This window comes from Halorubrum depositum (genome assembly GCF_007671725.1).
GTDB classification, from domain to species: Archaea; Halobacteriota; Halobacteria; order Halobacteriales; family Haloferacaceae; genus Halorubrum; species Halorubrum depositum.
Genome location: NZ_VCNM01000002.1, coordinates 588,893 through 614,286, shown reverse-complemented (window position 1 = coordinate 614,286; position 25,394 = coordinate 588,893). Strand labels below are relative to the sequence as shown.

The window sequence follows — 25,394 nt, the reverse complement described above, 5'->3', positions numbered from 1 at the left end:
ACAGCATGAACTCGGAGCTATACTCCTCTGGTCAAAGGCAAACAGTCCATTTATGATCGGTACCCTAGGTTCCGAAGCAGTTCCTCGCGGTCGTCTTTAACGGATTTATTACTCCACTCTGCCGGTTCGTACGTCCCTTCGTTCTCAGCAGTCGTACGGCACCACGGGACGCGTTTCAGCGCCGGTACCGGCACGTAATCGGGATGACCGTAGAGACCGAACTCCCCAAGCAGGTTTCCATGGTCTGCGGTGATGACCACATCGCCGTCGACGCTTTTGAGAAGTGTCCTGACGCTGTCGAGGACGTACTCCAGATTCGCCCGGTAGCTCTCCCACGCCTCCTCGCGGGAGACCGTCCCGCGGCGGAGTTTGTCCCAGACATCCTCGTGGTCGGTGCCGCCGAAGTCTTCAAGCGGGAGCCCCTCGTCCATCGGGTTCGGAACGAATGGGTAATGCGGTTGCATATAGTGAGCGACGAGACGGTCGGGGTTGATCTCACGGTGCGCACGTATTGCCCGGTCAGTCACGGCGTCGGCGGGGATGGTCCGAACCTCGTTGTCCACGGCGTACTCCCACACCTCATCGAGGAGCTGGAAGTCATTAGGGTTCAACATTTGCCGCGAGAAGGGGTTCGCTGTCACGTACCCGACGTCAGAGTTATCGACTTCACCAAATGTCTTCTCCATCCACTCCTCGGAACTGCTTGCAACGGAGTACGTCGTTGTTTTGTCGACGAAATCGTAGCCAGACACAACCTCACGCATCAGATCCCATCGGCAGGCGTCAAGGATGACAAGCACGTCCCACGACTCCTCGAAGACGTTGGTGCCGTAGTTGACCCGCCGCCCCATGTTTCGGCAGAGGCCGACGTAGAATTCGTACGCTGACTCGTGCGCACCGGCCGTTCCGTCGGTCCGAACTCGCTCGACTGATTCACTGACCCAGTCGCCGAGCGTCATATGTAACCAAGGTCCTCTAACTGGTTGGTCGGAATATCAACATTTCCTTCGTCCTCATCGGTGACTTTGTGTTCGGCGACGACTTCCTCTATCCACGCTCTGGCATCGTGGACGTCATCGAACAGACTCTTTGACGCCGTCGTCGCCGCCATCGCCCGGTAGGAGTGTCGACCTGGCTCCGTCGAGTCGGAGTCCCAGTCGGTGTGGATACCGTGATCCGACATTATGAGCAACTCGTCGTCGTCGCCGAGCCGTGACTCAATTTCAGCCACCCATTCGGCCACCCGCTCGTACACCGCCCGATACCGTTCCTCGTCGTAACGGTAAATGTGTCCACACATGTCCAGCGTGTGAATGTGACAACCTGCGAGAACTAATCCGTGGTTAAGCATTTCACGTGTCCAGCCGAACTGCTCGGCGGCGATGCCGAATATCTCTTGCTCGAAGCCCGCGACGGTCTGGTCGCCCTCGTCAGGATTGGCGGTGTCCCACACACGCTTGAGTTCCTTGGAGTTGTGGACGCCTGGCCAGTTGTGAACGACACGGTTTTCGCCCTCGAAGACGTGATTGGCATCCGTTTCGGGGATGGTGTAACTCGATCCGGTCACAGACTCGGCGATGCGCCCGAGTCTGTCACGGGTGTTGCCGCCAAGGTTGGAGGTGTACTTCGAGAGAAAATCTAGGGCAGGATTGCTCCACTCGCTGGTACCCGAGCCAGTCAAGCCGTGCTCGTTCGGACCGAGTCCGGTCGCTACTGTCGGCCAGACCTCCAGCGTGAACGGCTGGTCTTTCATGTAGGAGAACGTTGAGATCTCGCCGGACTGGTTCAGATTGAGTTCAGAATACCCGAAGTGCTCCACGTGTTCGTGGTCCAGGGCATCGAGGGCCAACACGATCAGCATTCTAATTAGAAGCCTCAATACCGACGGTCTTAATTGATCTGTTCGCAGACTCCGCGCTTACGAGTTTGTTTCAGTCCTCGTCCCGTCCGGACCATGTTACGTCGATGACTGTCCTCGGAACCATCATTTTATAATCGACACCGGTCCACTGCGCCACGTTATATGCAGCTGTGCTGGCGAGGAGATGCGGTGCATATTCTGGATGTTTCCCGCAGAGGTAGGCTAACCGCCAAGCCCGATCCCGGGTCGTTATCGACCTGCTGTGTTCCTCGTGTCTGATGATTTCACGCGGGAAGCGAACGAGGTCGTAGCCTGCGTCGTGAATCTTAATAGAAAAGTCGGTGTCGCCGTTGTGGCTTCGAAGTCGCTCGTCGAATCCGCCAACGTCGCGCCAGACATCTCGGTGGAACAGAATTACTCTACCTGCGAGAAGCCCGAATTCCCAGTCAGCTGCGCCGACAACCGTCTGTTCGTCGACCATCCCAACCAAATCATCGAACACGGATTCTGTGAAGGCGATATCGTCGTCTAGGATAGCGACGATGTCGTGTTCCGCGTGTCGGACGCCCCGATTGCGCGCCTCGTTCAGTGTTCCCTCGCGCTCAATAAACACCGGAACGTCCTCGGGAATACTCTCCACTGTTAGTACATTGTCCTTGATAGAAGGGATGACGACAGATACGTCTGAGGTCATGAATGGGGAGCCGTACTATCGCGGTGCTTATGCCTGTTTCCTTCTGCTTGATCGAGGTATCTGGTAAGAAGTTGATCGGTGATCTTTGACCAAGACGGAACATCACACTCTGGATTTTGTCCCAGAACTTTGTTGATGACCTCGGATATCGCATCTGGTGACGTGACCGTTACACCCTCAACGGCGGGACCATCCAGCCAATCCTTGAGTGCACCTGCTTCTCTCACCACGCACGATGTCCCCGCTGCTAACGCTTCGGAGACAGTTATTCCGTACGCTTCGAATTCAGAGAGGGAGAGATATACCTCTGCTCCAGCGTATAGCCTAGGGAGTCGCCTATCTTCCACATATCCAAGGAAATGGACTCGATCACTTACTTTTGTTTCACGTGCAATCCGCTCCAATTCCTCGCGGTATGGCCCGCTTCCAGCAATCACCAAGTCGTATCCTGAAAGTTCCGGCAGCGCTCGAATGACCTGCTGAATCCCTTTGTACTCCTCCAACCTCCCAACGCACAGCAGGTACGGTCGTTCTCGCTTCTCAGGGTCCGTATTTGCGAACCGATCGACATTAATTCCATTCGGAATTACGGTTGCGTTGACACCGATATCCTCGTGCAATCGGTCACATTCCCACTCACTTACTGCGATTATCTCGTCCGCCTGCCGAACCGCCCACTTTCCAAAGGGGCGATACGCGGACAACAGCAGATCTCGGAAGCCGCTTGCACTCTTTCCGTGGTAGTGAGTCGTCACGATGAACCGTTCGTCGGTGATACCAACTGCCGCGAAGAACAGCGGAAACGCGTGGTAGTTGTGCGCGTGAACTACGTCGGCGCCCACGCGACGCACGGCAGCTGCCATCTGTGGCGCGAAATAGAACGCTTCATCGGGGCTCAGAGATCGGAAGCGACGAACTCGAACGCTCTCATCGGTTGTCCGAGTTGGCACGTCATCCCCCGCGTCTGCACTGAACACAGTCACATCGTGACCCCGATCTGCGAGTCGCGTCGAGATCTCTCGAACGTGCGTCTCGACACCACCGGTCCGAGGCGGGTACCGGTGCGTAACGAACAATATCTTCACTCGAACGCCTCCCGCAGCTCCGCGTCGACGTCCCACGTCCCGTCCGCGTCACCGACCACCAGCTCAACACTTGCACGCAGCAACGATACCTGCGTGTCGAACAGTGAGTACAGCGCCTGCACCGGACCAAGCACGTCCTTCTGTCCGAGATACGTGAACAACCCGACGACGAGCGGCAACGCAAGTCCTCCTATCCCGAACGCGATCACGGCGCCAACCGTCCCGACCGCCAGCGTCAGCGCCAGCAGCCACGGCGACGCGATCATGAACCACCAGTTGAACGGCAACACCAACCCCCCGTACTTTCCGTACCTCCCGACCGCGTCTCGATGCTGCACCAGCAGTTGAATCAACCCCATCGCCCGCCGATCCTTCTGCTTCCGACGCTTGACGAATGCGGAGTGACTCGCCTCCTTGTACCGCACCGCGGGATCGAACACCACCCGCCCGCCCTGGCGACGAATCTTCAGTGCAAGCTCCGTGTCGTCCGCCAGCGAGTTCGGGTCGATCGGCAGTAACGCGTCGTTCTCGAACGCCGAGAAGGGACCGTGGAAGATGAGCGTCGAGTCGAGATGCGACTCCAACTGCTGAATGTGCGACTGCACGCCCCGGTACCCCGACTCCACTTCGCTCCCGCCGAGGACCTCGACGTTCCGTCCCGTGACGGCGTCGACCTCGTCGTCTGCGAGATTCGCGGCCGCCTCGCGGAGCACGTCCGGCGGCAGCTTCGAGTCGCAGTCGGTCTTGACGACCATCTCGTTTTGCGCGGCCTCGTACGCCTCGTTGAGCGCGGGCGCGAGCCCGCGACGCTCGTCCTCCTCGATCAACACGAGATCGAGCGCGTCCACGTTCTCGAAGTACCCGCGGATCAGCGACCGCGTCTCGTCGGTCGAGGAGTCCACGACGACGAGCTCGACCTTCTCCATCGGGTAGTCGAGTTCAAGCAGGTCGTCGAGCTTCGCCTGAATGATCCGCTCTTCGTTGTACGTCGGGAGGACGACGCTCACCGTGGGTTCCGCCGGCTCCTTGGCGGCCGGTGAGCCCTCGGGTTGGACCCACGCGTACAGCCCGAAGAAGCAGAGGTACGGCGCGGCCGTCACGCCCAGGAGGCCCAGCGCGGCCGCCGCGAACACGTTCATACGCGGCTGTTGTCGGGGCCGAATAAAAAGGCATCTTCACGGAGTCTTTCCGTTGGACTCCCGCAGATTGGCTTAACGACAATCGGCCGACTCCGGAGATCGCTCACCGGGTCCAAGTCCATCGCCGATCGGTATATAACAAGCCTTATGGAGGTTTTGGAAGTGACTTCGTGTAATGAGTCAGCAAACCGACGCCGTCGGAGACGACGAGGGATCGCCCCTCGACGTCCTCCGGGGGTGGTATCACGTCCTCATCCTCCTCGGGGCGTTCGCGTTCATGCTGTGGACACGGCTCCGCTCGTACGGCAACTTCGTTCGAAACGGCGAAGTGTACTTCCGCGGTAACGACGCCTGGTATCACCTCCGCGAGACGAGCTATCTCCTCGAGAACTGGCCGAACACCCTAGGTTTCGACGTCTGGACCGGTTTCCCGCTTGGGAACCAAGCGGGGCAGTTCGGCACCCTCTGGGACCACATCATGGCGGTCAGCGTGTTCATCGCCCGGCCGCTCATGGGCAGCACCGAAGAAATCATGCTCATCATGGCGCCCCTCGCCGGCACGCTCGTCACGATCCCGACCTACTTCATCGCGCGCCGGCTCGTCGACCGGTTCGCCGCGGTCGCCGCGGTCGTCGTCCTCGCGCTCCTCCCGGGCACCTTCTTCAGCTACAGCCTCGTCGGCTTCCCGGACCACAGCGCCGCCGAAGTGCTCTTCCAGAGCCTCGCCGTCCTCGCGTTCCTCGTCGCCTTCGCGGTCGCCGAGCGCGAGGCGCCCGTCTGGGAGCTCGTCGTCGACCGCGACTGGGACGCGCTCAAACGCCCCGCCGCGTACGCGGCCGCCGCGGGCGTCGGGCTCGGCCTCTACATGTGGACGTGGCAGCCCGGCGTCCTTCTGGTCGGGATCACCGGTGTCTTCCTCGCGGTGAAGCTCACGAGCGACACCTATCACGGGAGAAGCCCCGAACCCGTTGCGTTCGCCGGCGCGGTCGCGATGAGCGTGACGGCTCTGATGCAGCTGATCCCGCTCGACACGTTTTCCTTCCAAACCACACAGTATTCGCTCCTCCAGGTCGTGCTCCCGCTCGGCGTCGCGGTCGGCGCCGTCTTCCTCGCGTGGCTCGCCCGTCAGTGGGAGTCGCGCGAACTCGAGGTCGACACCTACCCGCCGGCCGTCGGCGGCCTCATTCTCGCGTCCGCAGGTATGGTCTGGCTCGCGATCCCGTCACTGTGGTCGACGCTCACGACGAATCTCCTGAACTTCGTCGGCTTCAGCGCCACCGCACAGTTCCGCACCATCGGCGAGGCCCAACCCCCGCTCCAGAACGCCGCCTTCTCCGACTTCGTTCTCTCGCAGTACGGCTTCGCGTTCTTCCTCGCGCTCGCCGCGATCCTGTACATCCTCGCCCGTCCCCTCTACCGCTCCGACGATCCCAACCACACGCTGTACATCCCGGCCGCGCTCGCTGTCGTCGGCTCCGTCTACGCGGTGCCCCAGCTCTACGACGCCATCGGCGGTGTCGTCGGCGTGAGCTGGCAGGTGGTCGGGCTCGTCATCGCCGCCGCGTTCCTCGTCGGCGCGACGTTCCTCGTCGAGTACGACGCCGAGGAGCTGTACTTCGTCGTGTGGGCGGCGTTCATCGGGAGCGCGGCGTTCACGCAGACCCGCTTCAACTACTACCTCGCGGTGATCGTCGCGGTCGGCGCGGCGTACTTCCTCCAGGTGACGCTCGACGCGATCAGCCTGCGCTCGCTGGACGACGTCCGCGACGTCGAGGGTTGGCAGGCGATGGTCGCCATCGCTTTAGTTGTCGTCCTCATCGTCCCGCTCGTCGCGATGGCGACGCCCGTCTGGGCCGCCGGCGCGAACACCGGCCCCGGCGGCGTCACCCAGTGGGACGGCAGCCTGCAGTGGATGAACGACGAGACGCCCACCCCCGGAGAACTCGAGGGCGCGGAAAACCCCATGGAGCTGTACGGCACCTACGAGCGTCCGGCCGACGGCGACTTCGAGTACCCGGAGGGCGCGTACGGCGTGCAGTCGTGGTGGGACTACGGCCACTGGATCACCACGCGCGCCGAGCGCATCCCGAACGCGAACCCGTTCCAGCAGAACGCGGGCGACGCAGCCGACTACCTCCTCGCGCCGAGCGAGGAAGAATCACGCGAGGTCCTCGCGAGCCAGAGCACGGAGGGCGAAAACACCCGCTACGTGATGGTCGACTGGCAGATGGCCTCGCCGAACTCCAAGTTCGGCGCGCCGGTCACGTTCTACTCCGGCAACGAGACGCGCTCCGACTTCAACCGCGTCCTCTACCAGCAGACAGAGCAGGGCGGCTTCAGCACGGTGATGCAGGTGAACACCCAGCGCTACCACGAGAGCCAGATGATCCGCCTGTACGAACACTACGGCAGCGCGGTCGACCCCGAACCCGTGGTGGTCGACTGGGAGACCCGGACCGCCCAGACGCAGGGCGGCGAGCAGGTCGAGGTGAACACGCTGCCGGCCGACCCGACGACGACGGTCCGACAGTTCGACAACATGAGCGCGGCGCGCGCCTACGTCGAGGAGGACGGCAGCGCCCAGGTCGGCGGCGTCGGCACGCTCCCCTCCGAGCGCGTCGCCGCGCTCGAACACCACCGGCTCGTCCACGCCTCGCAGGCGCAGGGGCAGTCGCCCTCGGCGCTGCAGGTGCAGGTGCTCCAGCAGCTCGTCCCCGAGGGGACCAGCGTCGAGGACGTTCTCGGCGAGTCGTTCCTCGCGGCGTTCCAGGACGACTACGTGAAGACGTTCGAACGCGTCCCCGGCGCGACGGTCGAGGGCTCGGGCGCCGAGCCCGGCCAGGAGGTCGAGGCGACCGTCGAGATGCGGAAGCCGTCGGGCGAGACGTTCGAGTACACGCAGTACGCCGAGGCCGACGAGAACGGGAACTTCGAGTTCACGGTGCCGTACTCGACGACCGGCTACGACGAGTTCGGTCCCGAGAACGGCTACACGAACACGAGCGTCCGCGCGACGGGCGCGTACACCGTCAGCACCGCGCAGACGACCGGTGACGACCTGTACACCACGCAGCGCGTCGGAGAGGTCGAGGTGACCGAGGCGCAGGTCGTCGGCGCGGACGACGCGGCAGCGACGGTCGAACTCGAAGAGGAGATCGTCGACTGTCCGAGCGGCGACCCCGACTGTCCGGTCGACGGGGGCTCCGACGGCGGCGACGGATCGGGTAACCAGAGCGCGACGCTCGCGCCCACGACGCCGGTCTTGGCGGACGCGACCGTCGACGCGACCGTCACCACAGGCGTGAGCCCGTAACCACCCATGGCTGGCCTCCGGGAGTGGGCGACGTTGTACCTGAAGGGCGTCGCGATGGGGAGCGCGGACGCGGTCCCCGGCGTCTCCGGCGGCACCATCGCGCTCATCGTCGGGATCTACGAGCGGCTGATCGCGGCGGTCACCGCGATCGACCTCACCCGCGTTCGGCGCGTGCTCGCCGGCGTCCGGCCCGCCAATATTCCGGACGCCCGCGCCGCGTTCCACGAGATCGACGGCGCCTTCCTGCTCGTGCTCGGCGCGGGGATCGGCACGGCCGTCGTCACCGTGCTGAGCGGCGTCGACTACCTCCTCGCGACCCGGCCGGTCGCGACGTACGGCTTCTTCTTCGGACTGATCGCGGCGAGCGCGGCGGTGTTGCTCCGCGGCGTCACGCTCGACACGTCACGACGAAAGGCGGCGGCGGTCGCGGGCTTCCTGCTCGCGTTTCTCGCCTCGGGCGTCGCCTCGACCGGCCTCGGCAGCTCGCTGCCGCTCGTCTTCGTCGCCGGCGCGGTCGCGGTCAGCGCGATGGTGCTCCCGGGCGTCTCAGGGTCGCTGCTGCTGATCGTGCTCGGCCAGTACGAGTACATGTCGGGGACGGTGAGCCGCGCGGTCGACGGGGTCGCCGCGTTTCTAACGGGCAACGGGAGCGACGCGCTCGTCGAGACGCTCCCCCCCGTTGTGACGTTTCTCCTCGGCGGGGTCGTCGGGCTGTTCACGATCGCGCACACGGTGCGGTACGCGCTCGCCCGCGCCCGGGCCGCCACGCTCGCGTTCCTCGTGAGCCTCGTCGTCGGCGCGCTCCGGGCGCCGCTCCTCGAGGTGTCGACCCGGCTCGCAGAGAGCGGGGAGTCGTGGCGGGCCGCCGCGCCGCGGTTCGCGCTCGCGGCCGTCGCAGGCGCGGCGTTCGTGCTCGTGCTCGACCGGTACTCGGCGGCGATCGAGTACTGATCGCGATCGGACGCCGCCGGCGCTCACTCGGTGGCTTGAAATCGACGCCGGCCGAAGCCGCGAGCGATGCGAACCCGTCGAACCCTGCTGGCGTCGGGCGTCGCCGGACTGGCGGGCGTCGCCGGTTGTGTCGCGTCTCGCTCCGGCGGACGCAGCGACGAGAGCGAGCGCGGCGACCTCGACGCCCCCGACGTCGACGCACGGATCGGGTTCGTCGGCGACTTCATGCTCGGGCGCAGCGTCAACGAGCGTTGGGCCGACGACGACCCCGCGCAGGTCTGGGGGTCGACGCTGCCGCGCCTCGCGGAGCTCGACGGGCTCGTCGCCAATCTTGAGTGTTGCGTCTCCGAGGGCGGCACGCGGTGGCCGGACAAGGTGTACTACTTCCGGTCGGACCCCGCCTTCGCGATCCCGGCGCTGGACGCCGCCGGGGCCTCGTTCGTCTCGCTCGCGAACAACCACGTCCTCGATTTCCGGGAGCCCGCGCTCCGCGACACGCGAACCCACCTCGGCGACGCCGGCATCGCCCACGCCGGCGCCGGAACCGATCTCGAGGCGGCGCTCGAGCCCGCCGTGTTCGAGGCGGGCGACCTCACGGTCGCGGCGTTCGGCCTCACCGACCAGGCAAAGGCGTTCGCCGCGACGCGAGACGGGCCGGGCACCGCCTTCGCGACGCTCGACCCCTCGGTCCCCGCGACCCAGTCGCTCGTCGAAGGGGTGCTCGGGAGCGCTCGGAGCCACGATCCGGACCTCGTCGTCGCCTCGCTCCACTGGGGCGCGAACTGGAAGACCGAACCACGGCGAGTCCACGAGCGGTTCGGGCGGTGGCTCGTCGATCAGGGGGTCGACGTCGTCCACGGCCACAGCGCTCACGTCCTCCAGGGCGTCGAGGTGTACGAGGGGCGGCCGATCGTCTACGACGCGGGCGATTTCGTCGACGACTACGTCGACTACGTCGATCGACAGGGCGTCCACAACAAGCGCAGCGCGCTGTTCGAGCTGGTCGTCCGCGACGGTGACCTCGACGAGCTGTTCGTCGAGCCGACCGCGATCGTCGACGAGGCGGCGACGCTCGCGGACCCCGAAATCGCCGAGTGGGTGCGCGACACGGTCGCCGAGCGCTCCGCCGCCTTCGGGACCGAGGTCGAACGGACTGACGGCGGCCTGTCGATCCCGCTCGGCGAGGACTGAACTCGCGCGCCCTGCTGGCGTCCAAACGCTATTGGGCCGCAGTCGACAACGGCGACCGTGACAGAGATCAACCGCGAGTGGCTGCTCGCCCAGCGTCCGACCGGCGAGCCCGACCTGGACTGCTTCGAACTGCGCGAGACCGACGTCCCCGCCCCCGCGCCGGGCGAGCTCCTCGTCCGCACCCGCTTCCTCTCGGTGGACCCGTACATGCGCGGCCGGATGCGCGACGCCGAGTCGTACGCCGAGCCGTGGGCCGTCGGCGACCCGCTCAGGGGCGGCGTCGTCGGCGAGGTCATCGAGAGCGAAAGCGACGCCTACGCCGCGGGCGACCTCGTGACGGGAGAGGGGCGGTGGGCCGACTACGCGACGCTCGACGCCGACGACGTCGCGCCCGTGGACCCGTCTGTCGCCGACCCCGAGGCCTACCTCGGCGTGCTCGGGATGCCCGGCCGGACCGCCTACTTCGGGCTCTTGGAGATCGGCGAGCCGAAGCCCGCCGACACCGTCGTCGTCTCAGGCGCCGCGGGCGCGGTCGGCTCGGTCGTCGGTCAGATCGCGAAACGCGCGGGCTGTCGCGTGGTCGGGTTCGCCGGCTCCGACGAGAAGACGGCGTGGCTCACCGACGAGCTCGGCTTCGACGCCGCGATCAACTACCGAACGACCGACGACTACCGCGCCGCGCTCGACGAGGCCGCACCCGACGGCGTGGACGTCTACTACGACAACGTCGGCGGCCCCATCACGGACGCGGTGTTCACGCGGTTGAACCTCGACGCGCGCGTCGCCGTCTGCGGGCAGATCGCCCACTACAACGACGAGGAGACGCCGACCGGCCCGCGGAAGCTCCCGGGACTGATCCCGACGCGGGCACGGGTGGAGGGGCTGCTCGTGAGCGACTTCGCGAGCCGGTTCGGCGAGGCCAGCGAGCGGCTCGGGCGGTGGGTGGCGAGCGGCGAACTCGAACACCGCGAAACGGTCGTCGAGGGCCTCGAGAACGCGCCCGACGCCTTCCTCGGACTGTTCGCCGGCGACAACATCGGCAAGCAGGTGGTGCGGGTGTCGACGGCGGAGTAAGCGAGGCCGGTCGGATCGCTCGTCGCGACCCGTGACAGAGCCCCCCGCGCGAGTCGGAGAGTGGGCCATCGGCTACGGTTAAGTAGCCTGACCGCTTTCCCTCCGGACAGATGTCCCACGACGCGCGAGCCAGACTGAGCGACCTCCGGCGGGCGTTCCACCGCCACCCGGAGCCGGGGTGGCGCGAGTTCCGGACGACCGCCCGCGTCGTCGAGGAGCTCGAACGGATCGGCGTCGACGAGATCGCGGTCGGCCGCGAGGCGCTCGCGACGGACGAGCGGATGGCCGTCCCGGACGACGACGAGATCCGGCCGTGGCTCGACCGCGCCCGTGAGGCGGGGGTCAGCGAGGACCTCCTCGAACGGACGGCGGGCGGCCACACGGGCGTCGTCGCGACGCTCTCGCAGGGCGAGGGGCCCTGTATCGGCCTGCGCGTCGATCTGGACGCGATCTCGATCCACGAGTCGGACGAGCCCGACCACCGGCCGGCGGCGGCGGGGTTCCGGTCGGAACACGACGGCTACATGCACGCCTGCGGTCACGACGCGCACCTCGCGATCGCGCTTGGCACGATCGAGGCGATCAAGGAGAGCGACTTCGAGGGGACGCTCAGGGTGTTCTTCCAGCCGGCCGAGGAGATCTCCGGCGGCGGCAAGGCGATGGCCGAGAGCGGCCACCTCGACGGCGTCGACTACCTGTTCGCGCTCCACGTCGGGCTCGGCCACCCGACCGGCGAGGTCGTCGCCGGCGTGGAGGGCCCGCTGGCGATGGCGCACCTGACGGCGACGTTCGAGGGCGCGAGCGCGCACGCGGGGAAGGCGCCCAACGAGGGGGCCAACGCCATGCAGGCCGCCGCGGCCGCGATCCAGAACGCGTACGGGATCGCGCGCCACCGCGACGGGGCGACGCGGGTGAACGTCGGCAAGATCGAGGGCGGCTCCGCGAGCAACGTCATCGCCGAGGAGGTGACGATCGAGGCGGAGGTCCGCGGCGAGACGACCGCGCTGATGACGTACGCGCGCACCGAGCTCGAGCGGGTCCTCTACGCCGCCGCCGAGCTGCACGACTGCGACGTCGCGCCGCGCGTGATCAGCGAGTCGCCGTGCGTCGACAGCCACCCGGCGCTCCGGGAGGTCGTCGGCAACGTCGCGTGGGACGTCGACGGCGTCGAGCGCGTGATTCCGTCCGAGGAGTTCGGCGTGAGCGAAGACGCAACCTACCTGATGCGACGGGTCCAGGAGTCGGGCGGGCTCGCCTCGTACCTCATCGTCGGGACGGACCACCCGACGAGCCACCACACCCCGACGTTCGACGTCGACGAGGAGAGCCTCGGGATCGGCGTCGATCTGCTTTCAGAGGCGTTCGTCGAACTGTCGCGACGGCGGCCGTAGCGGGTCGTCGGCGGGAGGGGTGGGATCGGTCGACGGGTGGGGAGTCGTTGGCACGACCAGTACCGTTAATCCGCTGGCCCTCGGTATTCGAGCCATGAGCCAGAACGACGTGCCGGAGTCGCTGGAGGCGGCGGCCGACTCGGACCGGCCTCGCGGGATCCTCACGCCCTCCGACCGTGACTTTCTGCTCGGACGCAAGACGGACTACACGGACCACTCGCGGAAACAGAAGCGGAACCGGATCCGCCGCCGCGTTCGGAACGCGATCTTAGATTTCAGCATCCTCTTCGAATGTCTGGAGGAGCGCGACCGGAAGACAGTGTTCGACCCGGATGACGAGGACCGCGAGGCGTACACGCAGGGGATCACCGACATGCTCGCGTTCCTCTACCTCGGCACGATGGGGTACCACACCCCGTTCAAGGACATGCTTTCTGAGGGCGTCGGGAAGGCGGAACAGCGGCTCGCCGGGTCGAACTACCGCATGGTCAACGTGGAGTTCAACGTCGAACCGGTCGGCCAGATCGACGTCGACGAGGTGGTCGCGAAGCTCGAGAACGACGAGTTCGCGGAGCTCACGGACGAGGAGCTCCGCGCGTTCGTCCGCCTGCTGACCATGTCGGAGTCGTTCTCGCCGGAGGAGGCCGGCGAGGAGATCAAAGACCGCGTCGACGAGTTCGCCGAGAAGCTGACGGAGAGCGCGACCTCCCACGAGCGCACGCTCGAAGAGCTGACGAACTGAAGCTGATTAACTGATGCTGCCGGACTGATCGGCCGACGGCGTCCGCCTCTTCTCTCCTCACTCGGCGCGGGACGATCTCCTCTTTCGCGGTAACGAATATCGATGACACACGGCTGAGCGGCGGCCGATCGCTCGCCGAAGAGCCGGCTCGGAGTCGAATCGGAACCGTCCAAGTCCCGATGCTGTTCGGGACGATGTTATGGGTATGCCAGCTATATGTCTTCGATCGTCCAGTATATTTCGGCAAACACCGTTGATATCGCCAACGTACGTCATCGATACAGATTGTGTTGAACATATATACAGAATACATAATACGGTTACATTCTCGCGTTTTGAGAAACACTTATTGTGTATACTTTCGATCCACCGTGCATGCCAGCACGTGGCATGGTACTCGACCGGCGGAGGCACCGTGGACCGAGCAGTGGTCGCCGTCGTGGAGGTGGCCTCTCATGAGCGGCTCCGATTCGGGCGTGTTCGACGAGTTCCGCGAGGAGATCGATCCGGTCGTCTTCGCGTTCGGTGCGTTGCTGACCGCCGGCGTGATCGTGGCGTTCTTCGTGAATGAGGCGCTCGTCACGGAGACGATCGGGACCGTCTACGGCTGGGTGACAACGTACCTGAACTGGGCGCTGTTGGTGATCGTGTTCCTGATCGTCCTCTTCCTGCTGTTCCTGATCGTCGGGCCGTGGGGAGGGATCAAGATGGGAGACTCGGACCCCGAGTACAGCTTCCTGTCGTACTTCGCGATGCTGTACTCCGCCGGGTTCGCGGCGGGCGTCGTGTTCTGGGGGCCGACCGAGGCGCTGTTCTACTACGATAACCCCTCGCCGCTGTTCGGGATCGAAGGTGGAACGGCCGAGGCGGTTCCGTACGCGATCCAGCAGACGCTGTTCCACTGGGCACTTCCCCAGCTGGCGGTGTTCACGATCATGGGGCTCGCGATCTCCTACTTCGCGTACAACTACGAGGACGTCCCCCTCCGTGTCTCGTCGGCGCTGACGCCGATCCTTGGGAAGGACAACCTCGACGGCCCGGCCGCGAAGGTCGTCGACATCCTCGCCGTCTTCGCGACGATCGGTGGCGTAGCGACGTCGCTCGGGTTCATCGGCAGCCAGTTCATCGCCGGTCTCAACTACCAGTGGGGGATCGACCTCGGGAACATCGGGATCCTCATCGTGGTCACCACGATGACGCTCCTGTTCACCGTCTCGATGGTGCTCGGCGTCGACAAGGGGATCCGCCGACTGTCCAACTTCAACATGATCCTGTTCGTCGTCCTCATGGTGGCGACGTTCATCCTGGGACCGACGCTGTTCCTGCTGTTGCTGGGGTCACAGGCGATGGGCGGAATGATCGCCGACTTCACCTCGATGAGCCTGTACACCGGTGCCGGGAGCGATGGCGGCACGTCGTGGATGAACTCCTGGACGGTGTTCTACTGGGCGTGGGCGCTCTCGTGGTCCCCGTTCGCGGGGCTGTTCATCGCCCGCATCTCCAAGGGACGGACCGTTCGAGAGGTCGCGTTCACGGGCATCGGCGCGACCTCGGCGGCGACCATCCCGTGGTTCACCATCGTCGGCGGCACCGCGCTGCAGTACCACCACACCGGCGTCGCGGACTTCAGCGCCGTCATCAACAACTTCACGCCCGAGATATCGGGCTTCATCCTCTTCGACGCCTTCCCGTTCGGGACGGTGTTCATGATCGCCTTCATGGTCCTGGTCACGACCTTCTTCATCACGTCGGCGGACTCCTCGACGCTGGCCGTCTCGATGATGACCACCGGCGGGAAGGCCAGGCCGTCGAACATCAACCGCGTCTTCTGGGGGGTCGTCCTCGGCATGACCGCCGCCATCCTCATGATCATCGGCGGTGAGGGCGGAACGAGCGCGCTCCAGGACGCGGTCATCATCACCGGTGCGCCGTTCGCGTTCGTCTGCTTCCTCGCGATGCTGTCGCTCATCCGTGACTTCGGGAAACACTACAACCAGGTGCTCTTCCAGAAGGATACCGTGCTGTACGGATCGGGCAAGGACGCCGACGGACCCAGTTCGCCTCGGTCCGCCGGATCGGACGACGACTGAGAGCCGTCGCGGCCCGCTCATCCCGATTTATACCAAGTTTTAATGTACGGTGTATACATAATCTGTGTATGGATAGGGATACGGCGGAACCCGCCGCGGACGCGCTCCCCGGCCCGAACGCGCAGCGTTGGGTCGAGTTCCATCAGTCGCACTCCGCGCCCAGCGAGTACTCCCACGAGTTCGTCTGGGACGTGACCCGCGAGGCCGACGGGCCCTTCGTCACCGACGTCGACGGCAACGTCCTCCTCGATTTCACCTGTCACATCGGCGCCGCGCCGCTCGGCTACAACAACGAGAAGGTGCTTTCGAAGCTCCGCGAGTTCGACCTCGTGGAGCCGATGAAGATCGCCGGCCAGGACATGTACTTCGGCTCCGGTCCGAGCCCGGAGGAGGCCGATTTCCCGGGGTCGAGCCACCTCATGGACCGGTTGACCGACGTCTCCAGCCAGTACGGGATGGACACCGTCTTCCTCTCGAACTCCGGCGCGGAGGCGATGGAGAACGCGATGAAGATCACGCACGACCACCGCGCGCCCGCGAAGTACGGCGTCGCCTTCGACGGGAGCTTCCACGGCCGCACGCTCGGGACCCTGTCGCTGACCAAGTCGAAGGACGTGTACACCCGCCGATACCCCGAGATCAGCGGCATCGAGACGGTGCCGTTCTGCGCGGACCGCGGCTGCGACGCCGCGAGCTGCGACTGCGGCTTCTTCGCTGCCGGCGGCTCGCGGCTCCGGAGCATGCTCGCGCCCGAGGGCGGCCACGTCGACCCCGCGGAGATCGCCTTCCTGACGCTCGAACCGATCCAAGGCGTCGGCGGCTACCGCTTCCCCAGCGAGGCGTTCATGGACGAGGTCGCGGCCGTCACCGACGAGTACGACATCCCGCTCGTCGTCGACGAGATCCAGTCGGGCGTCGGTCGGACGGGCGAGATCTGGGCGTCGGACCACTACGCCATCGAGCCGGACGTGATCGCGAGCGCGAAGGCGCTGCGCGTCGGCGCGACGATCTCCCGGTCGGAGGTGTTCCCCTCGGAGAAGAACCGCCTCGGCTCGACGTTCGGCGGCGGCGACCTCCTCGGCTCGATGATGGGGGCGTTCACGCTGGAGGCGATTCAGGAACACGACCTGCTGGCCAACGCGACCCGTCGGGGCCGCCAGGCGCGAGAGCTCCTCCGCGACGACGCGCCCGGCACCGTCGTCGACGTCCGCGGCAAGGGGCTGATGCTCGCGGTGGAGTTCGACACGGCGGAGCGACGCTCGGCCGTCGTCGAGGCGTCCCTCGACCGCGGCCTCCTCACGCTCGGTTGCGGGAAGAAGACGATCCGACTGCTGCCGCCGCTCGACGCGACCGAACGCGAGATCGCGCTCGGCACGGGGATCTTCCTCGACGCGGTCGACGCCGTCAGCGCGAGCGCGGCGGCGAACTGAGGGGCCGAATCGGGGGTGCGGGCTTCGCTGCTGATTTTCTCAAATCCCGTCGCCGACCGTTCGCTCGACGACCGACACACCATCGATCTCAGCGACCGCCGTCAGCACCGTATCGAGGTGGTCGGCGTCGCGCCCCTCGATCCCGATCGTCACGGGCGTGCGGTTCGGGTGGTCGGTCCCCGCTCGCCGCGCACGCTCCAGCGCGTCGAGCTCGGCGCCCTCGGCCGTCACCGCCTCGATCACGTCGCCGACCCGCGCCGGCCACCCCGTCAGCGCGAGCCGCGCCTCCGCGTAGCGCCCGAGTTCGAACAGTCCGGTCCGCGCGAGCTCAGCGTGGTCGGTGAGGTTCGCGTTCCCGCCCGACACGACGACGGCCGGGTTCGAGTCGGACAGGTCCAGCCGGTCCGAGAGCGCGGCGGCGAGCGGCGCGGCGCCGGCGCCCTCGGCGACCGCCTTCTCGCGCTCGGCCAGCAGCGCAACGGCCGCGGCGATCTCGCGGTCGGAGACGGTCACAACCTCGTCGACGACCTCGCTCGCGACCGCGAGGGTGGTCTCCGACAGCCGCGTGTCGGCGATCCCCTCGGCGACGGTGTCGACGCCGTCGAGCGCCCGGACCTCGCCGGCCTCCAGCGAGGGGCCAGCGTGCGCCGCGCCCTCCGGCTGGACGCCGACCACCCGGACGTCGCGGTCCGCGGCCGCCACCGCCGTCCCGACCCCCGAAATGAGCCCACCGCCGCCGATCGAGACGAGCACGGCGTCCATCGCGGGGTACTGCTCCAGCAGCTCGAGACCGACCGTGCCCTGCCCCGCGATGACGGCCGGGTCGTCGAAGGGATGGACGAACGTCTCACCCGTTTCCTCGGCGCGCTCGACGACGTGCTCGTAGGAGCGCTCGTAGATGTCGCCCTCCACGAGGACGGTCGCGCCGTACCCCCGCGTCGCCGCGATCTTCGCCGCCGGCGTCACCTCGGGGACGACGATCGTCGCCTCGATCCCGAGGAGGTCGCCCGCGAGCGCCACGCCCTGCGCGTGGTTGCCCGCGCTGGCGGCGATCACGCCGGCCTCGCGCTCGGCCGGGGACAGCCGCGCCATCGCGTTGTACGCCCCACGGATCTTGAACGAGCCGGTCCGCTGGAGCTGTTCGAGCTTGAGCCCCAGCGAGTCCGCCCCGCTCATCTCGGCGAAGGTGCGCGAGGTGTCGAGCGGCGTCCGATGCACGACGTCGTCGAGCCGGCGCCGGGCGTCCTCAACGTCGGCTCGCGTGACGATCGGTGATGCGTCCGGCTCGTCGCCTCCGGAGTCTGTATCGGCGGTGTCGCCGTCGGTCATTCGAGAGTCGGACTCGCGTCTCCGGGCGTCTCGGCCCGCGCCACGGGGTGCCGCCGTTCGAGGTCTCGGATCGCGCCGACCAGGACGTCCACGCCGTGCCGGAGGCTCCGCTCGTCGACGTCGAACGTCGGGGTGTGGTGGCTCGTCGGGTGGTCGGTGCCGACGATGAGGTACGTCGCCAGCCCGCCCTCCTCCTGTACGCGCTCCATCAGGAACGTCGCGTCCTCGCTCGCGCCGAAGTCGGCCGCCGGGAGCACGCTGTCGATCCCGTCGACCCCCTCGGCGACGGTGCTCACCAGCGCCTGCAGCTCCGGGTCGCTGTCGGCGCGCGGCGACTCGCTCACCACGTCGACGGTCCCGCGGCAGCCGTGCATCGTCGCGGCCGATCGCACGACGGTCTCGAACCGGCGTTTCATGTACTCCTTCAGTGCGGTCGTCTCGCCGCGCGCCTCGGCCTCCATGTGCGCGCGCTCCGCGATGACGTTGCTGGCGGTGCCGGCCTCGGCCTTCCCGACGTTCACCCGGGTCATCCCGTCGGCGTGCCGGGCGATTCCGTAGGCGTTCACGATCGCCGTCCCCATCGCCTGCATCGCGTTGTCGCCCTCGTTTGGCGCCTTGCCGGCGTGCGCCGACGTGCCCTCGATCGTCGCGTCCAGGTGCGCCATCGCCAGCGGCTTCTCGATCCCCGCCACGACTTCGCCGGTCGGGTGGTCGAGGCCGACGTGGACCGCGAGCAGGTAGTCGAGGCCGTCCGCGAACCGGCTCTCGGCCATGAGGTGGCCGCCGCCGCCGGTCTCCTCGGCCGGCTGGAAGAAGACGACCAGCCGCCCGGAGAAGTCGCTCTCGGCGATCGCCTCGAGGACCGCGAGCCCCCACGTCATGTGGACGTCGTGACCGCAGGCGTGCATCGTCCCGTCGATCTCGGAGCGGAACCCCTCGTCTGCGGGGTCGTGGTCGGGGTCGGTCGACTCCTCGATGAACAGCCCGTCGATGTCGACGCGGAGTCCGATCGCGGGACCCTCGCCGCGGTCGAGCACGGCGACGGCACCCGTGTTCCCGCCGGTCATACGGTCGAGCAGCTCGTCGTCCGCGCCGTGCTCGCGGGCGCGTTCGATCCACGGTCCCAAGTCGGCGTCGGGGACGGCCATGCGGTCGGCCGGGTCGTACGCGTCCGGACCGATCGCGAGCTCGTCGACGCCGATCGATCGGATCTCCTCGACGAGCGTCGCCGTCGTGAGGAACTCGCGCCACGCGGGCTCCGGATGCCGGTGGAATCGTCGGCGGACGCTGGCGAGCCGATCGCGGATCGGTTCGTTCATGCGAGTGGCTCTCTCACTCGACCCTCTTAAGCGTAGTTGATTGTACACAATTGTCGTGTACGTGAGATACACAAAAGGCTAAGAAACCCCCTCACAATAATCGGTCAACGCGTCGTTCCGACGCGCCCACCGCTCATGAGCTCAGACCAGACCGCAGATCCCGACATCGTCGTGCTGCGCGAGGGGACGGAAGGCCTGTCGATGGCGTCGTACGCCGAGGCGCTCCGCGAGCGCCTCCCGGACCGAACCGTCGCGCTCGCCCGGACGCCCGCCGAGGAGCGCGACCTCGTGCCGCGGGCCCGGGTCGTGACCGGAATCACGCTCGACGCCGACCTCCTCGAGCGCGCCGACCGGTTGGAGCTGTTCGCGTGCACCTTCGCCGGCACCGACCACGTGCCGACCGACGCGCTCCGCGATCACGGCGTGACCGTGACGAACGCGGGCGGCATCCACGCGCCGGGCATCGCCGAGCAGTCGATCGCCAACATGCTCGTGTTCGCGCGCGACCTCCACGAGGGGTTCCGCCGGAAGGGGAACGGCGAGTGGCGCCACTTCCAGTCGCGCGAGTTCACCGACAGCACCGTCACCGTCGTGGGGCTCGGCTCGATCGGGCAGGCGGTCGTCCAGCGGCTCGAGGGATTCGAGGTGGAGACGATCGGGATCCGCTACACGCCGGAGAAGGGCGGCCCCACCGACGAGGTGCTGGGCTTCGACGACGACGACGTCCACGCGGCGTTCGCCCGGAGCGACTACGTCGTGCTCGCGTGCCCGCTCAACGACCTGACCCGCGGGATGGTCGGGGAGGCGGAGCTGGCGACGCTCCCGCCCGAGGCGGTCGTCGTCAACGCGGCCCGCGGCGGGCTCGTCGACACCGACGCGCTGGTGTCCGCGCTCCAGACGGAGAGCGTTCGCGGCGCCGCGCTCGACGTGACCGACCCCGAGCCGCTCCCGCCGGACCACGTGCTCTGGGACTTAGAGAACTGCCTGATCACGCCGCACACCGGCGGTCACACGCCCAAACACTGGGACCGGCTGGCCGACATCGTCGCGACCAACGTCGCGGCGCTCGACGAGGGCGGCGAGTTGGAGAACGCGGTCGTCACGCCGGACGCGGACGGTTGATCGGAGGGGTGCGGTCGCCCGGGGAGAGCCCGGTCAGGCGGTGAACAGCTCGCGGGGGAAGTTGGCCAGCGTCTCAGCGCCCGTGGACGTGACGCGGAACGTCTCGCTGATCTCCATACCGACCTCGGAAGTCCAGATGCCGGGGATCATGTGGAACGTCATGTTCTCCTCGAGGACCGTCTCGTCGCCCGGGCGGATGCTCGCGGTGTGCTCGCCCCAGTCCGGCGGGTAGCCGAGCCCCATCGAGTAGCCGATGCGGTCCTCCTTCTCTATCCCGTACCGCTCGATCGTGGTGCGCCACGCCTTCTCGACGGTCTCGCAGGTGACGCCGGGCTCCGCGGCGTCCAGCGCAGCCTCCAGTCCCTCGACCACGATGTCGGCGGTCTCCCGCAGTTCGGTCGGCGGGTCGCCGACGAACGTCGTCCGGGCGAGCGGCGAGTGGTAGCGGTGCCGACAGCCGGAGAGCTCGATGATGACCGGGTCGCCGTCCTCGTAGCGCCGGTCCGTCCACGTGAGGTGCGGCGTCCCCGTGTGGTCGCCCGACGGCATCAGCGGGACGATGGCCGGGTAGTCGCCGCCGAACTCGTCGGTCCCGTCGATCAGCTGCTGGTAGATGGCGGAGGCGACCTCGTACTCCGGGACCCCTTCGCCGACGGCGTCGAGGCCGGCCCGCATCGCGTTCTCGGAGATTCGCGCGGCCTGCCGCATGTACTCCAGCTCCTGTTCGGACTTCCGGACGCGGATCCAGCCGACGAGCAGCGTCGCGTCCGCGAACTCGGCGTCGGGGAGGTTCCCCTGCAGGCGGGTGTACGACTTCGCGGTGAAGTAGGCGGCGTCCATCTCCAGTCCGACGCGCCCGTCCGCGACGCCCAGCTCCTCGAGGACGCCGGCGACGTAGTCCATCGGGTGGAGGTCGCGGGGCGACTGCACGTGGTCGTCGCTGTACGCGCGGACGCTCTCCTCGGCGAGGTGCGTCGTCGCCCGCGCGCCGTCGCCGTCCATGTCGCGGCCGATCCAGATCGGCTCGTCGCGGTCGGGCGTCACCACGACCGCCTGATGGACGTAAAAGGACCAGCCGTCGTAGCCGGTCAGGTAGTTCATGTTCGCCGGGTCGCTGACGACGATCGCGTCGAGGTCGCGCTCGCGCAGCCGCTCTTTCGTCCGAGCCACCCGCCGCTCGTACTCGGCCTCGTCGAAGATGTGTTCCCGTGGCATGATAACAGGGCGTCTACGAAGGGGATCAGCCAGCAGCAGTATAAATTTATCGTGTACATTAAAAACAGATACTGTGTACATCTTCCCCGCGTATCCCGTGAATTCGCCCCGAAGCGCCGCTCAGACGCCCCACGAGATGTCTCGTGAGTGCGGCCGAGAGGGCGTGAAACCCTCAATTCGGACGGGTTGGCTCGGTTTTTTGTACCGCGTCCACGGATGATCGGACATGCTTCACAGTACCGGGCCGCTGCTGTCGATCGACGTCGGCGACCGGACGACGGCCGAGACGGACATCACGGAGGTCCAGGAGCGATACATCGGCGGACGGGGCGTGGCGACGCGCCTCGCCCACGAGCGGATCCCGTTCGACGCGGACCCGCTCGGCCCCGAGAACCGCGCCGTGTTCACCACCGGGCCGATGCAGGCGTCCCAGATGAGCTTCACGGGGCGGACGAACTGCACCGCGCTCTCGCCGCTGACGGACGGGCTGCTGTCGTCGAACGCCGGCGGCTTCGTGTCGCGCCACCTCGCGGCGACGGGGTACGGGGCGATCGAGCTGGCGGGCGCGAGCGACGAGCTGGTCGTCGTCCACGTGCGCGACGACGGCGTCGAGTTCGAGGCCGTGCCGGAGCTCGCCGGGGCGACGATCTCCGAGACCGCCGGCTACCTCGACGAGGAGCACGACATCTCCAGCGACCGGACGGCGGCTATCGGGCCCGCGGGCGAGAACGAGGTCCGGTTCGCGTCGATCATGACGACCGAGGAGCGCGCGTTCGGCCGCGGCGGGCTGGGGGCGGTCCTCGGCGCGAAGAACGTCAAGGCCGTCACGTTCGGCGGCGACTCGGCGCCCGAGCTCTCCATCGACGCGACCGCGAACGACATTCACCGCGAGGCCGCCACCGAGGACCACATCATGAAAGAGCAGGGGACGGTGGCCGTGATGGACCTCGCGAACGAGATGGACGGGCTGCCGTCGTACTACTTCTCCGAGCGCTCCTTCGAGGGCGTCGAGGGGATCAACGGCGCCGCCGTCGCGGAGAAGAAGTACAAGAAGGGGACGTGCTCGGCGTGCGCGTTCGCCTGCAAGCTCCCCACCCGCGACGAGGCGCGCGGCGTCGAGACCGAGGGGCCCGAGTTCGAGGTGGCGATGGCGTTCGGCTCGAACTCCGGAGTCGACGATATCGTCGACGTGATGGAGTCGAACCGGCTCTGCGACGAGTACGGGCTCGACGCCATCTCCGCGGGCAACACGATCGCCGCCTACCTCGCCGCCGAAGAGGAGTTCGGCAACCGCGAGCTCATCTGGGACCTCGTCGAGAAGACCGCCCACCGCGACGGGGTTGGCGATCAGCTCGCGGAGGGGATCGGCCGGATCCACGAGGAACTCGGCGTCGGCAACTGGTCGGTGAAGAACATGGACTTCGCGGCCCACGAGGGGCGGCTCCTCCACGGGCAGGCGCTCTCGTACGCGGTCGCGAACCGCGGCGCAGACCACATGTACGCGACGTTCTACTCCGTGGAGTACCCCCTCGTTGAGGAGGACGAGGCGATGGAGCCCGCGGGGTTCGAGGGGAAGGCGGAGCGGCTCGTCGAGCGCGAGAACCTGATGGCGCTCAACGACAGCGGCGTCGTCTGCAAGTTCTCGCGGGACTTCATGACGCCCGAGCGCTACGAGCTCCTCTTCGACGCCGACTTCGAGGAGCTGCTCGCGGCGGGCGCGCGGACGGTGACCTTAGAGCGTCACTTCAACAACCGGCGCGGGATCGACGGCGACGACGACCGACTGCCGTACGAAGAGGAGCTCCCCGGACTCGACGACGCCGTCGAGTCGTACTACGAGGTCCGCGGGTGGAACGAGGACGGGACGGTGCCCGAGTCGGCGCTGCCGGCGTAGGGCGTCCGCTCGGGCGAGACTGTCCGACGACCCTGAATATCACGATCTTTCGTTAGGAATCTTTATCGTGTCTACCGGTGTACCGGCGTTCGGTGTTCACCAATGACACAACAGTGGTCGATCTCCGGTGACTACGTCGAAGCGTGCAACTGCGACGTCATCTGTCAATGCATCGCGATGGAGCGTCCCGACGGCGGCGTCTGTACGGGCTCGTTCGTGTTTCACATCGAGGACGGTCGGTACGGCGACGTCGACCTGAGCGGACTCGACGTCGCGCTGCTCATTCGCACGGATGAGGGGGTCATGTTCGATCCGGAGACCGCCTGGAACGTCGTGCTCATCGTCGACGAAACCGCCGTCGAAGAGCAGCGAGCCGCGATCGAGGACATCTACCTCGGCCGAGCGGGCGGCATCTTCGCCGCGGCGGCCGACGCCCATATCGAAAGCGCCGACGTCGCGACCGCTCCCGTCTCCTTCTCCCGAGACGGCGCGAACTTCTCGGTCGAGGTCGGCGACGCCATCTCCACGGAGGCGGTCGGGAAACACGGCTTCAACGGTGATCTCGGCGCGATCTCACCTCATCCGCTCACGGAGACGCTCGAAATGAGCATGGGTCAATCGACCACCGCGACCGTCTCCTACGACGACGCGTTCGAGTGGGACGTCTCGGGAAACAACTCGTTCCTCGGGGATTTCGAGCTCGCGAACGCCTGATCGCGGTCCGATTTCCATGCATCTCCGAGACTCGTTCCGAAAGCGGTTCCCCGGTGACGACGTCCCGGCCGTCGCGCTCGTCACCTACGTGATCGCGCTGCTGGCCTGGCTCGCGATCGTCACTCGCCGGCTCCCGACGACGGGGGGCGCCGTGGACGTGCGGATGCAGATGGCCGATCCCGGGGTGCCGGAGCTGACGGCGTTGTCGAACGGACTCACCGGCACCGGCCTCTACGTGGCCATGTGGGGCGTGATGATGATCGCGATGATGTACCCGTCGTCGGTGCCCTTGTTCAGACTCTACTACAAGACGCTCGAGGGGACGACGACGGCGGGGAAGGCCGCGCGGGTCGTCGCGTTCATGGGCACGTACGCGCTCGTCTGGACGCTGACAGGGATCGTGCCGCTCGCCGTCAACGCGGTGGTCCCCCTCGCGACCATCGGACACCGATACGCCGGGTTCCTGATGGGCGGAACGCTTCTGCTGTTGGCGGCCTATCAGGTGTCTCCGTACAAACGTCGGTGCCTGCGGTACTGCCGTTCGCCGCTCGGTTTCCTCATGAGTCACCACCGGCCGGGCGTCCGCGGGGCCGTCAGGACGAGCTGGGAGTTCAGCGTCTTCTGTGTCGGCTGCTGTTGGGCGCTGTTCGCGTTCATGGTGGTCGTCGGCTCGATGAACATCGTCTGGATGGCGCTCATCACGGTCGTCCTCTCGCTCGAACGGACCGTCTCATGGGGCGAGCGGTTCGCTCGCGGAACCGGTATCGCCGCCGGGATCGCGGGTGTCGCCGTCATCGCGATCTCCCTGATATAGCGCCCTCCGACGGTACGATCCCCACG

The 25,394-nt window shown here is 66.8% G+C and carries 20 protein-coding genes; 12 read left to right on the top strand and 8 right to left on the bottom strand.

The annotated features are described in order from the left end of the window. Nucleotides 1-50: 50 nt before the first annotated feature. From FGM06_RS10510 to FGM06_RS10490, 5 genes are all read right to left on the bottom strand, one after another. Nucleotides 51-959 carry an alkaline phosphatase family protein gene (locus FGM06_RS10510; RefSeq protein ID WP_144799206.1) on the bottom strand — a complete coding sequence of 303 codons (909 nt, stop codon included), beginning with the start codon at nt 957-959 and terminating at the stop codon, nt 51-53. Continuing rightward, nucleotides 956-1,861 carry an alkaline phosphatase family protein gene (locus FGM06_RS10505; protein ID WP_144799205.1) on the bottom strand — a complete coding sequence of 302 codons (906 nt, stop codon included), beginning with the start codon at nt 1,859-1,861 and terminating at the stop codon, nt 956-958. Before FGM06_RS10505 ends, FGM06_RS10510 begins: the two co-directional genes overlap by 4 nt. Before the next feature lie 70 nt (nt 1,862-1,931). Then, nucleotides 1,932-2,555: a glycosyltransferase family 2 protein gene (locus FGM06_RS10500; protein ID WP_144799204.1), complete on the bottom strand. Its 624-nt coding sequence runs from the start codon at nt 2,553-2,555 to the stop codon at nt 1,932-1,934. Further along, on the bottom strand, nt 2,552-3,640 hold the full coding sequence (locus FGM06_RS10495) for a glycosyltransferase family 4 protein (RefSeq protein WP_144799203.1): 1,089 nt from the start codon (nt 3,638-3,640) through the stop codon (nt 2,552-2,554). The genes FGM06_RS10500 and FGM06_RS10495 overlap by 4 nt, the downstream gene beginning before the upstream one ends. Then, nucleotides 3,637-4,779 (bottom strand): glycosyltransferase, encoded by a 1,143-nt coding sequence (locus FGM06_RS10490; protein ID WP_144799202.1) that lies wholly within the window; start codon nt 4,777-4,779, stop codon nt 3,637-3,639. The genes FGM06_RS10495 and FGM06_RS10490 overlap by 4 nt, the downstream gene beginning before the upstream one ends. A 175-nt stretch (nt 4,780-4,954) precedes the next feature. On the opposite strand from FGM06_RS10490, the gene FGM06_RS10485 reads away from it, so the two are divergent. From FGM06_RS10485 to FGM06_RS10450, 8 genes are all read left to right on the top strand, one after another. Further along, nucleotides 4,955-8,092: an oligosaccharyl transferase, archaeosortase A system-associated gene (locus tag FGM06_RS10485; protein ID WP_144799201.1), complete on the top strand. Its 3,138-nt coding sequence runs from the start codon at nt 4,955-4,957 to the stop codon at nt 8,090-8,092. A gap of 6 nt (nt 8,093-8,098) precedes the next feature. Further along, nucleotides 8,099-9,043, top strand: coding sequence for a DUF368 domain-containing protein (locus FGM06_RS10480; protein ID WP_144799200.1), 945 nt, complete (start codon nt 8,099-8,101; stop codon nt 9,041-9,043). A gap of 66 nt (nt 9,044-9,109) precedes the next feature. After that, nucleotides 9,110-10,234 (top strand): CapA family protein, encoded by a 1,125-nt coding sequence (locus tag FGM06_RS10475; RefSeq protein WP_144799199.1) that lies wholly within the window; start codon nt 9,110-9,112, stop codon nt 10,232-10,234. Between the two features lie 57 nt (nt 10,235-10,291). Further along, nucleotides 10,292-11,308 (top strand): NADP-dependent oxidoreductase, encoded by a 1,017-nt coding sequence (locus tag FGM06_RS10470; protein ID WP_144799198.1) that lies wholly within the window; start codon nt 10,292-10,294, stop codon nt 11,306-11,308. Between the two features lie 110 nt (nt 11,309-11,418). Further along, complete coding sequence (locus FGM06_RS10465; protein ID WP_144799197.1) at nt 11,419-12,699, top strand: amidohydrolase; 1,281 nt, start codon at nt 11,419-11,421, stop codon at nt 12,697-12,699. Nucleotides 12,700-12,793: 94 nt separating this feature from the next. Next, nucleotides 12,794-13,441 (top strand): hypothetical protein, encoded by a 648-nt coding sequence (locus FGM06_RS10460; RefSeq protein ID WP_144799196.1) that lies wholly within the window; start codon nt 12,794-12,796, stop codon nt 13,439-13,441. Nucleotides 13,442-13,896: 455 nt separating this feature from the next. Next, the gene (locus FGM06_RS10455; protein ID WP_144799195.1) at nt 13,897-15,531 is read left to right on the top strand and encodes a BCCT family transporter; all 1,635 of its coding nucleotides are present in this window, start codon (nt 13,897-13,899) and stop codon (nt 15,529-15,531) included. Between the two features lie 68 nt (nt 15,532-15,599). Beyond that, on the top strand, nt 15,600-16,961 hold the full coding sequence (locus FGM06_RS10450) for an aminotransferase class III-fold pyridoxal phosphate-dependent enzyme (protein ID WP_144799194.1): 1,362 nt from the start codon (nt 15,600-15,602) through the stop codon (nt 16,959-16,961). Between the two features lie 39 nt (nt 16,962-17,000). Here the strand turns inward: FGM06_RS10450 and FGM06_RS10445 are convergent, their stop codons facing one another. After that, a complete protein-coding gene (locus tag FGM06_RS10445) occupies nt 17,001-18,290 on the bottom strand; it encodes a threonine ammonia-lyase (protein WP_144799193.1) in 1,290 nt (429 codons plus the stop codon). Beyond that, nucleotides 18,287-19,609, bottom strand: coding sequence for an amidohydrolase (locus FGM06_RS10440; RefSeq protein WP_144799192.1), 1,323 nt, complete (start codon nt 19,607-19,609; stop codon nt 18,287-18,289). The genes FGM06_RS10445 and FGM06_RS10440 overlap by 4 nt, the downstream gene beginning before the upstream one ends. Nucleotides 19,610-19,744: 135 nt before the next feature. Here FGM06_RS10440 and FGM06_RS10435 point away from each other — a divergent pair, with 135 nt between their 5' ends. Then, nucleotides 19,745-20,731, top strand: a complete 987-nt coding sequence (locus FGM06_RS10435; RefSeq protein WP_144799191.1) for a D-2-hydroxyacid dehydrogenase — start codon at nt 19,745-19,747, stop codon at nt 20,729-20,731. Nucleotides 20,732-20,764: 33 nt separating this feature from the next. On the opposite strand, the gene FGM06_RS10430 is transcribed toward FGM06_RS10435, so the two are convergent. Next, nucleotides 20,765-21,946 (bottom strand): M24 family metallopeptidase, encoded by a 1,182-nt coding sequence (locus FGM06_RS10430; RefSeq protein ID WP_144799190.1) that lies wholly within the window; start codon nt 21,944-21,946, stop codon nt 20,765-20,767. A gap of 226 nt (nt 21,947-22,172) precedes the next feature. Here FGM06_RS10430 and FGM06_RS10425 point away from each other — a divergent pair, with 226 nt between their 5' ends. The 3 genes from FGM06_RS10425 to FGM06_RS10415 all read left to right on the top strand — a co-directional run bounded on the left by FGM06_RS10425 (nt 22,173) and on the right by FGM06_RS10415 (nt 25,368). Further along, complete coding sequence (locus FGM06_RS10425; RefSeq protein ID WP_144799189.1) at nt 22,173-23,840, top strand: aldehyde ferredoxin oxidoreductase family protein; 1,668 nt, start codon at nt 22,173-22,175, stop codon at nt 23,838-23,840. 102 nt (nt 23,841-23,942) lie between these two features. Next, complete coding sequence (locus tag FGM06_RS10420) at nt 23,943-24,554, top strand: DUF1326 domain-containing protein (protein ID WP_144799188.1); 612 nt, start codon at nt 23,943-23,945, stop codon at nt 24,552-24,554. Between the two features lie 16 nt (nt 24,555-24,570). Beyond that, nucleotides 24,571-25,368 (top strand): DUF2182 domain-containing protein, encoded by a 798-nt coding sequence (locus FGM06_RS10415; protein ID WP_144799187.1) that lies wholly within the window; start codon nt 24,571-24,573, stop codon nt 25,366-25,368. Nucleotides 25,369-25,394: the final 26 nt, after the last annotated feature.

Coding starts and splice junctions, on each gene's coding strand:
- FGM06_RS10430 (WP_144799190.1), bottom strand. CDS start 21,946: ATGCCACGGGAACACATCTTCGACGAGGCCGAGTACGAGCGGCGGGTG.
- FGM06_RS10480 (WP_144799200.1), top strand. CDS start 8,099: ATGGCTGGCCTCCGGGAGTGGGCGACGTTGTACCTGAAGGGCGTCGCG.
- FGM06_RS10420 (WP_144799188.1), top strand. CDS start 23,943: ATGACACAACAGTGGTCGATCTCCGGTGACTACGTCGAAGCGTGCAAC.
- FGM06_RS10455 (WP_144799195.1), top strand. CDS start 13,897: ATGAGCGGCTCCGATTCGGGCGTGTTCGACGAGTTCCGCGAGGAGATC.
- FGM06_RS10505 (WP_144799205.1), bottom strand. CDS start 1,861: ATGCTGATCGTGTTGGCCCTCGATGCCCTGGACCACGAACACGTGGAG.
- FGM06_RS10415 (WP_144799187.1), top strand. CDS start 24,571: ATGCATCTCCGAGACTCGTTCCGAAAGCGGTTCCCCGGTGACGACGTC.
- FGM06_RS10440 (WP_144799192.1), bottom strand. CDS start 19,609: ATGAACGAACCGATCCGCGATCGGCTCGCCAGCGTCCGCCGACGATTC.
- FGM06_RS10445 (WP_144799193.1), bottom strand. CDS start 18,290: ATGACCGACGGCGACACCGCCGATACAGACTCCGGAGGCGACGAGCCG.
- FGM06_RS10485 (WP_144799201.1), top strand. CDS start 4,955: ATGAGTCAGCAAACCGACGCCGTCGGAGACGACGAGGGATCGCCCCTC.
- FGM06_RS10435 (WP_144799191.1), top strand. CDS start 19,745: ATGAGCTCAGACCAGACCGCAGATCCCGACATCGTCGTGCTGCGCGAG.
- FGM06_RS10510 (WP_144799206.1), bottom strand. CDS start 959: ATGACGCTCGGCGACTGGGTCAGTGAATCAGTCGAGCGAGTTCGGACC.
- FGM06_RS10465 (WP_144799197.1), top strand. CDS start 11,419: ATGTCCCACGACGCGCGAGCCAGACTGAGCGACCTCCGGCGGGCGTTC.
- FGM06_RS10500 (WP_144799204.1), bottom strand. CDS start 2,555: ATGACCTCAGACGTATCTGTCGTCATCCCTTCTATCAAGGACAATGTA.
- FGM06_RS10490 (WP_144799202.1), bottom strand. CDS start 4,779: ATGAACGTGTTCGCGGCGGCCGCGCTGGGCCTCCTGGGCGTGACGGCC.
- FGM06_RS10475 (WP_144799199.1), top strand. CDS start 9,110: ATGCGAACCCGTCGAACCCTGCTGGCGTCGGGCGTCGCCGGACTGGCG.
- FGM06_RS10425 (WP_144799189.1), top strand. CDS start 22,173: ATGCTTCACAGTACCGGGCCGCTGCTGTCGATCGACGTCGGCGACCGG.
- FGM06_RS10450 (WP_144799194.1), top strand. CDS start 15,600: ATGGATAGGGATACGGCGGAACCCGCCGCGGACGCGCTCCCCGGCCCG.
- FGM06_RS10460 (WP_144799196.1), top strand. CDS start 12,794: ATGAGCCAGAACGACGTGCCGGAGTCGCTGGAGGCGGCGGCCGACTCG.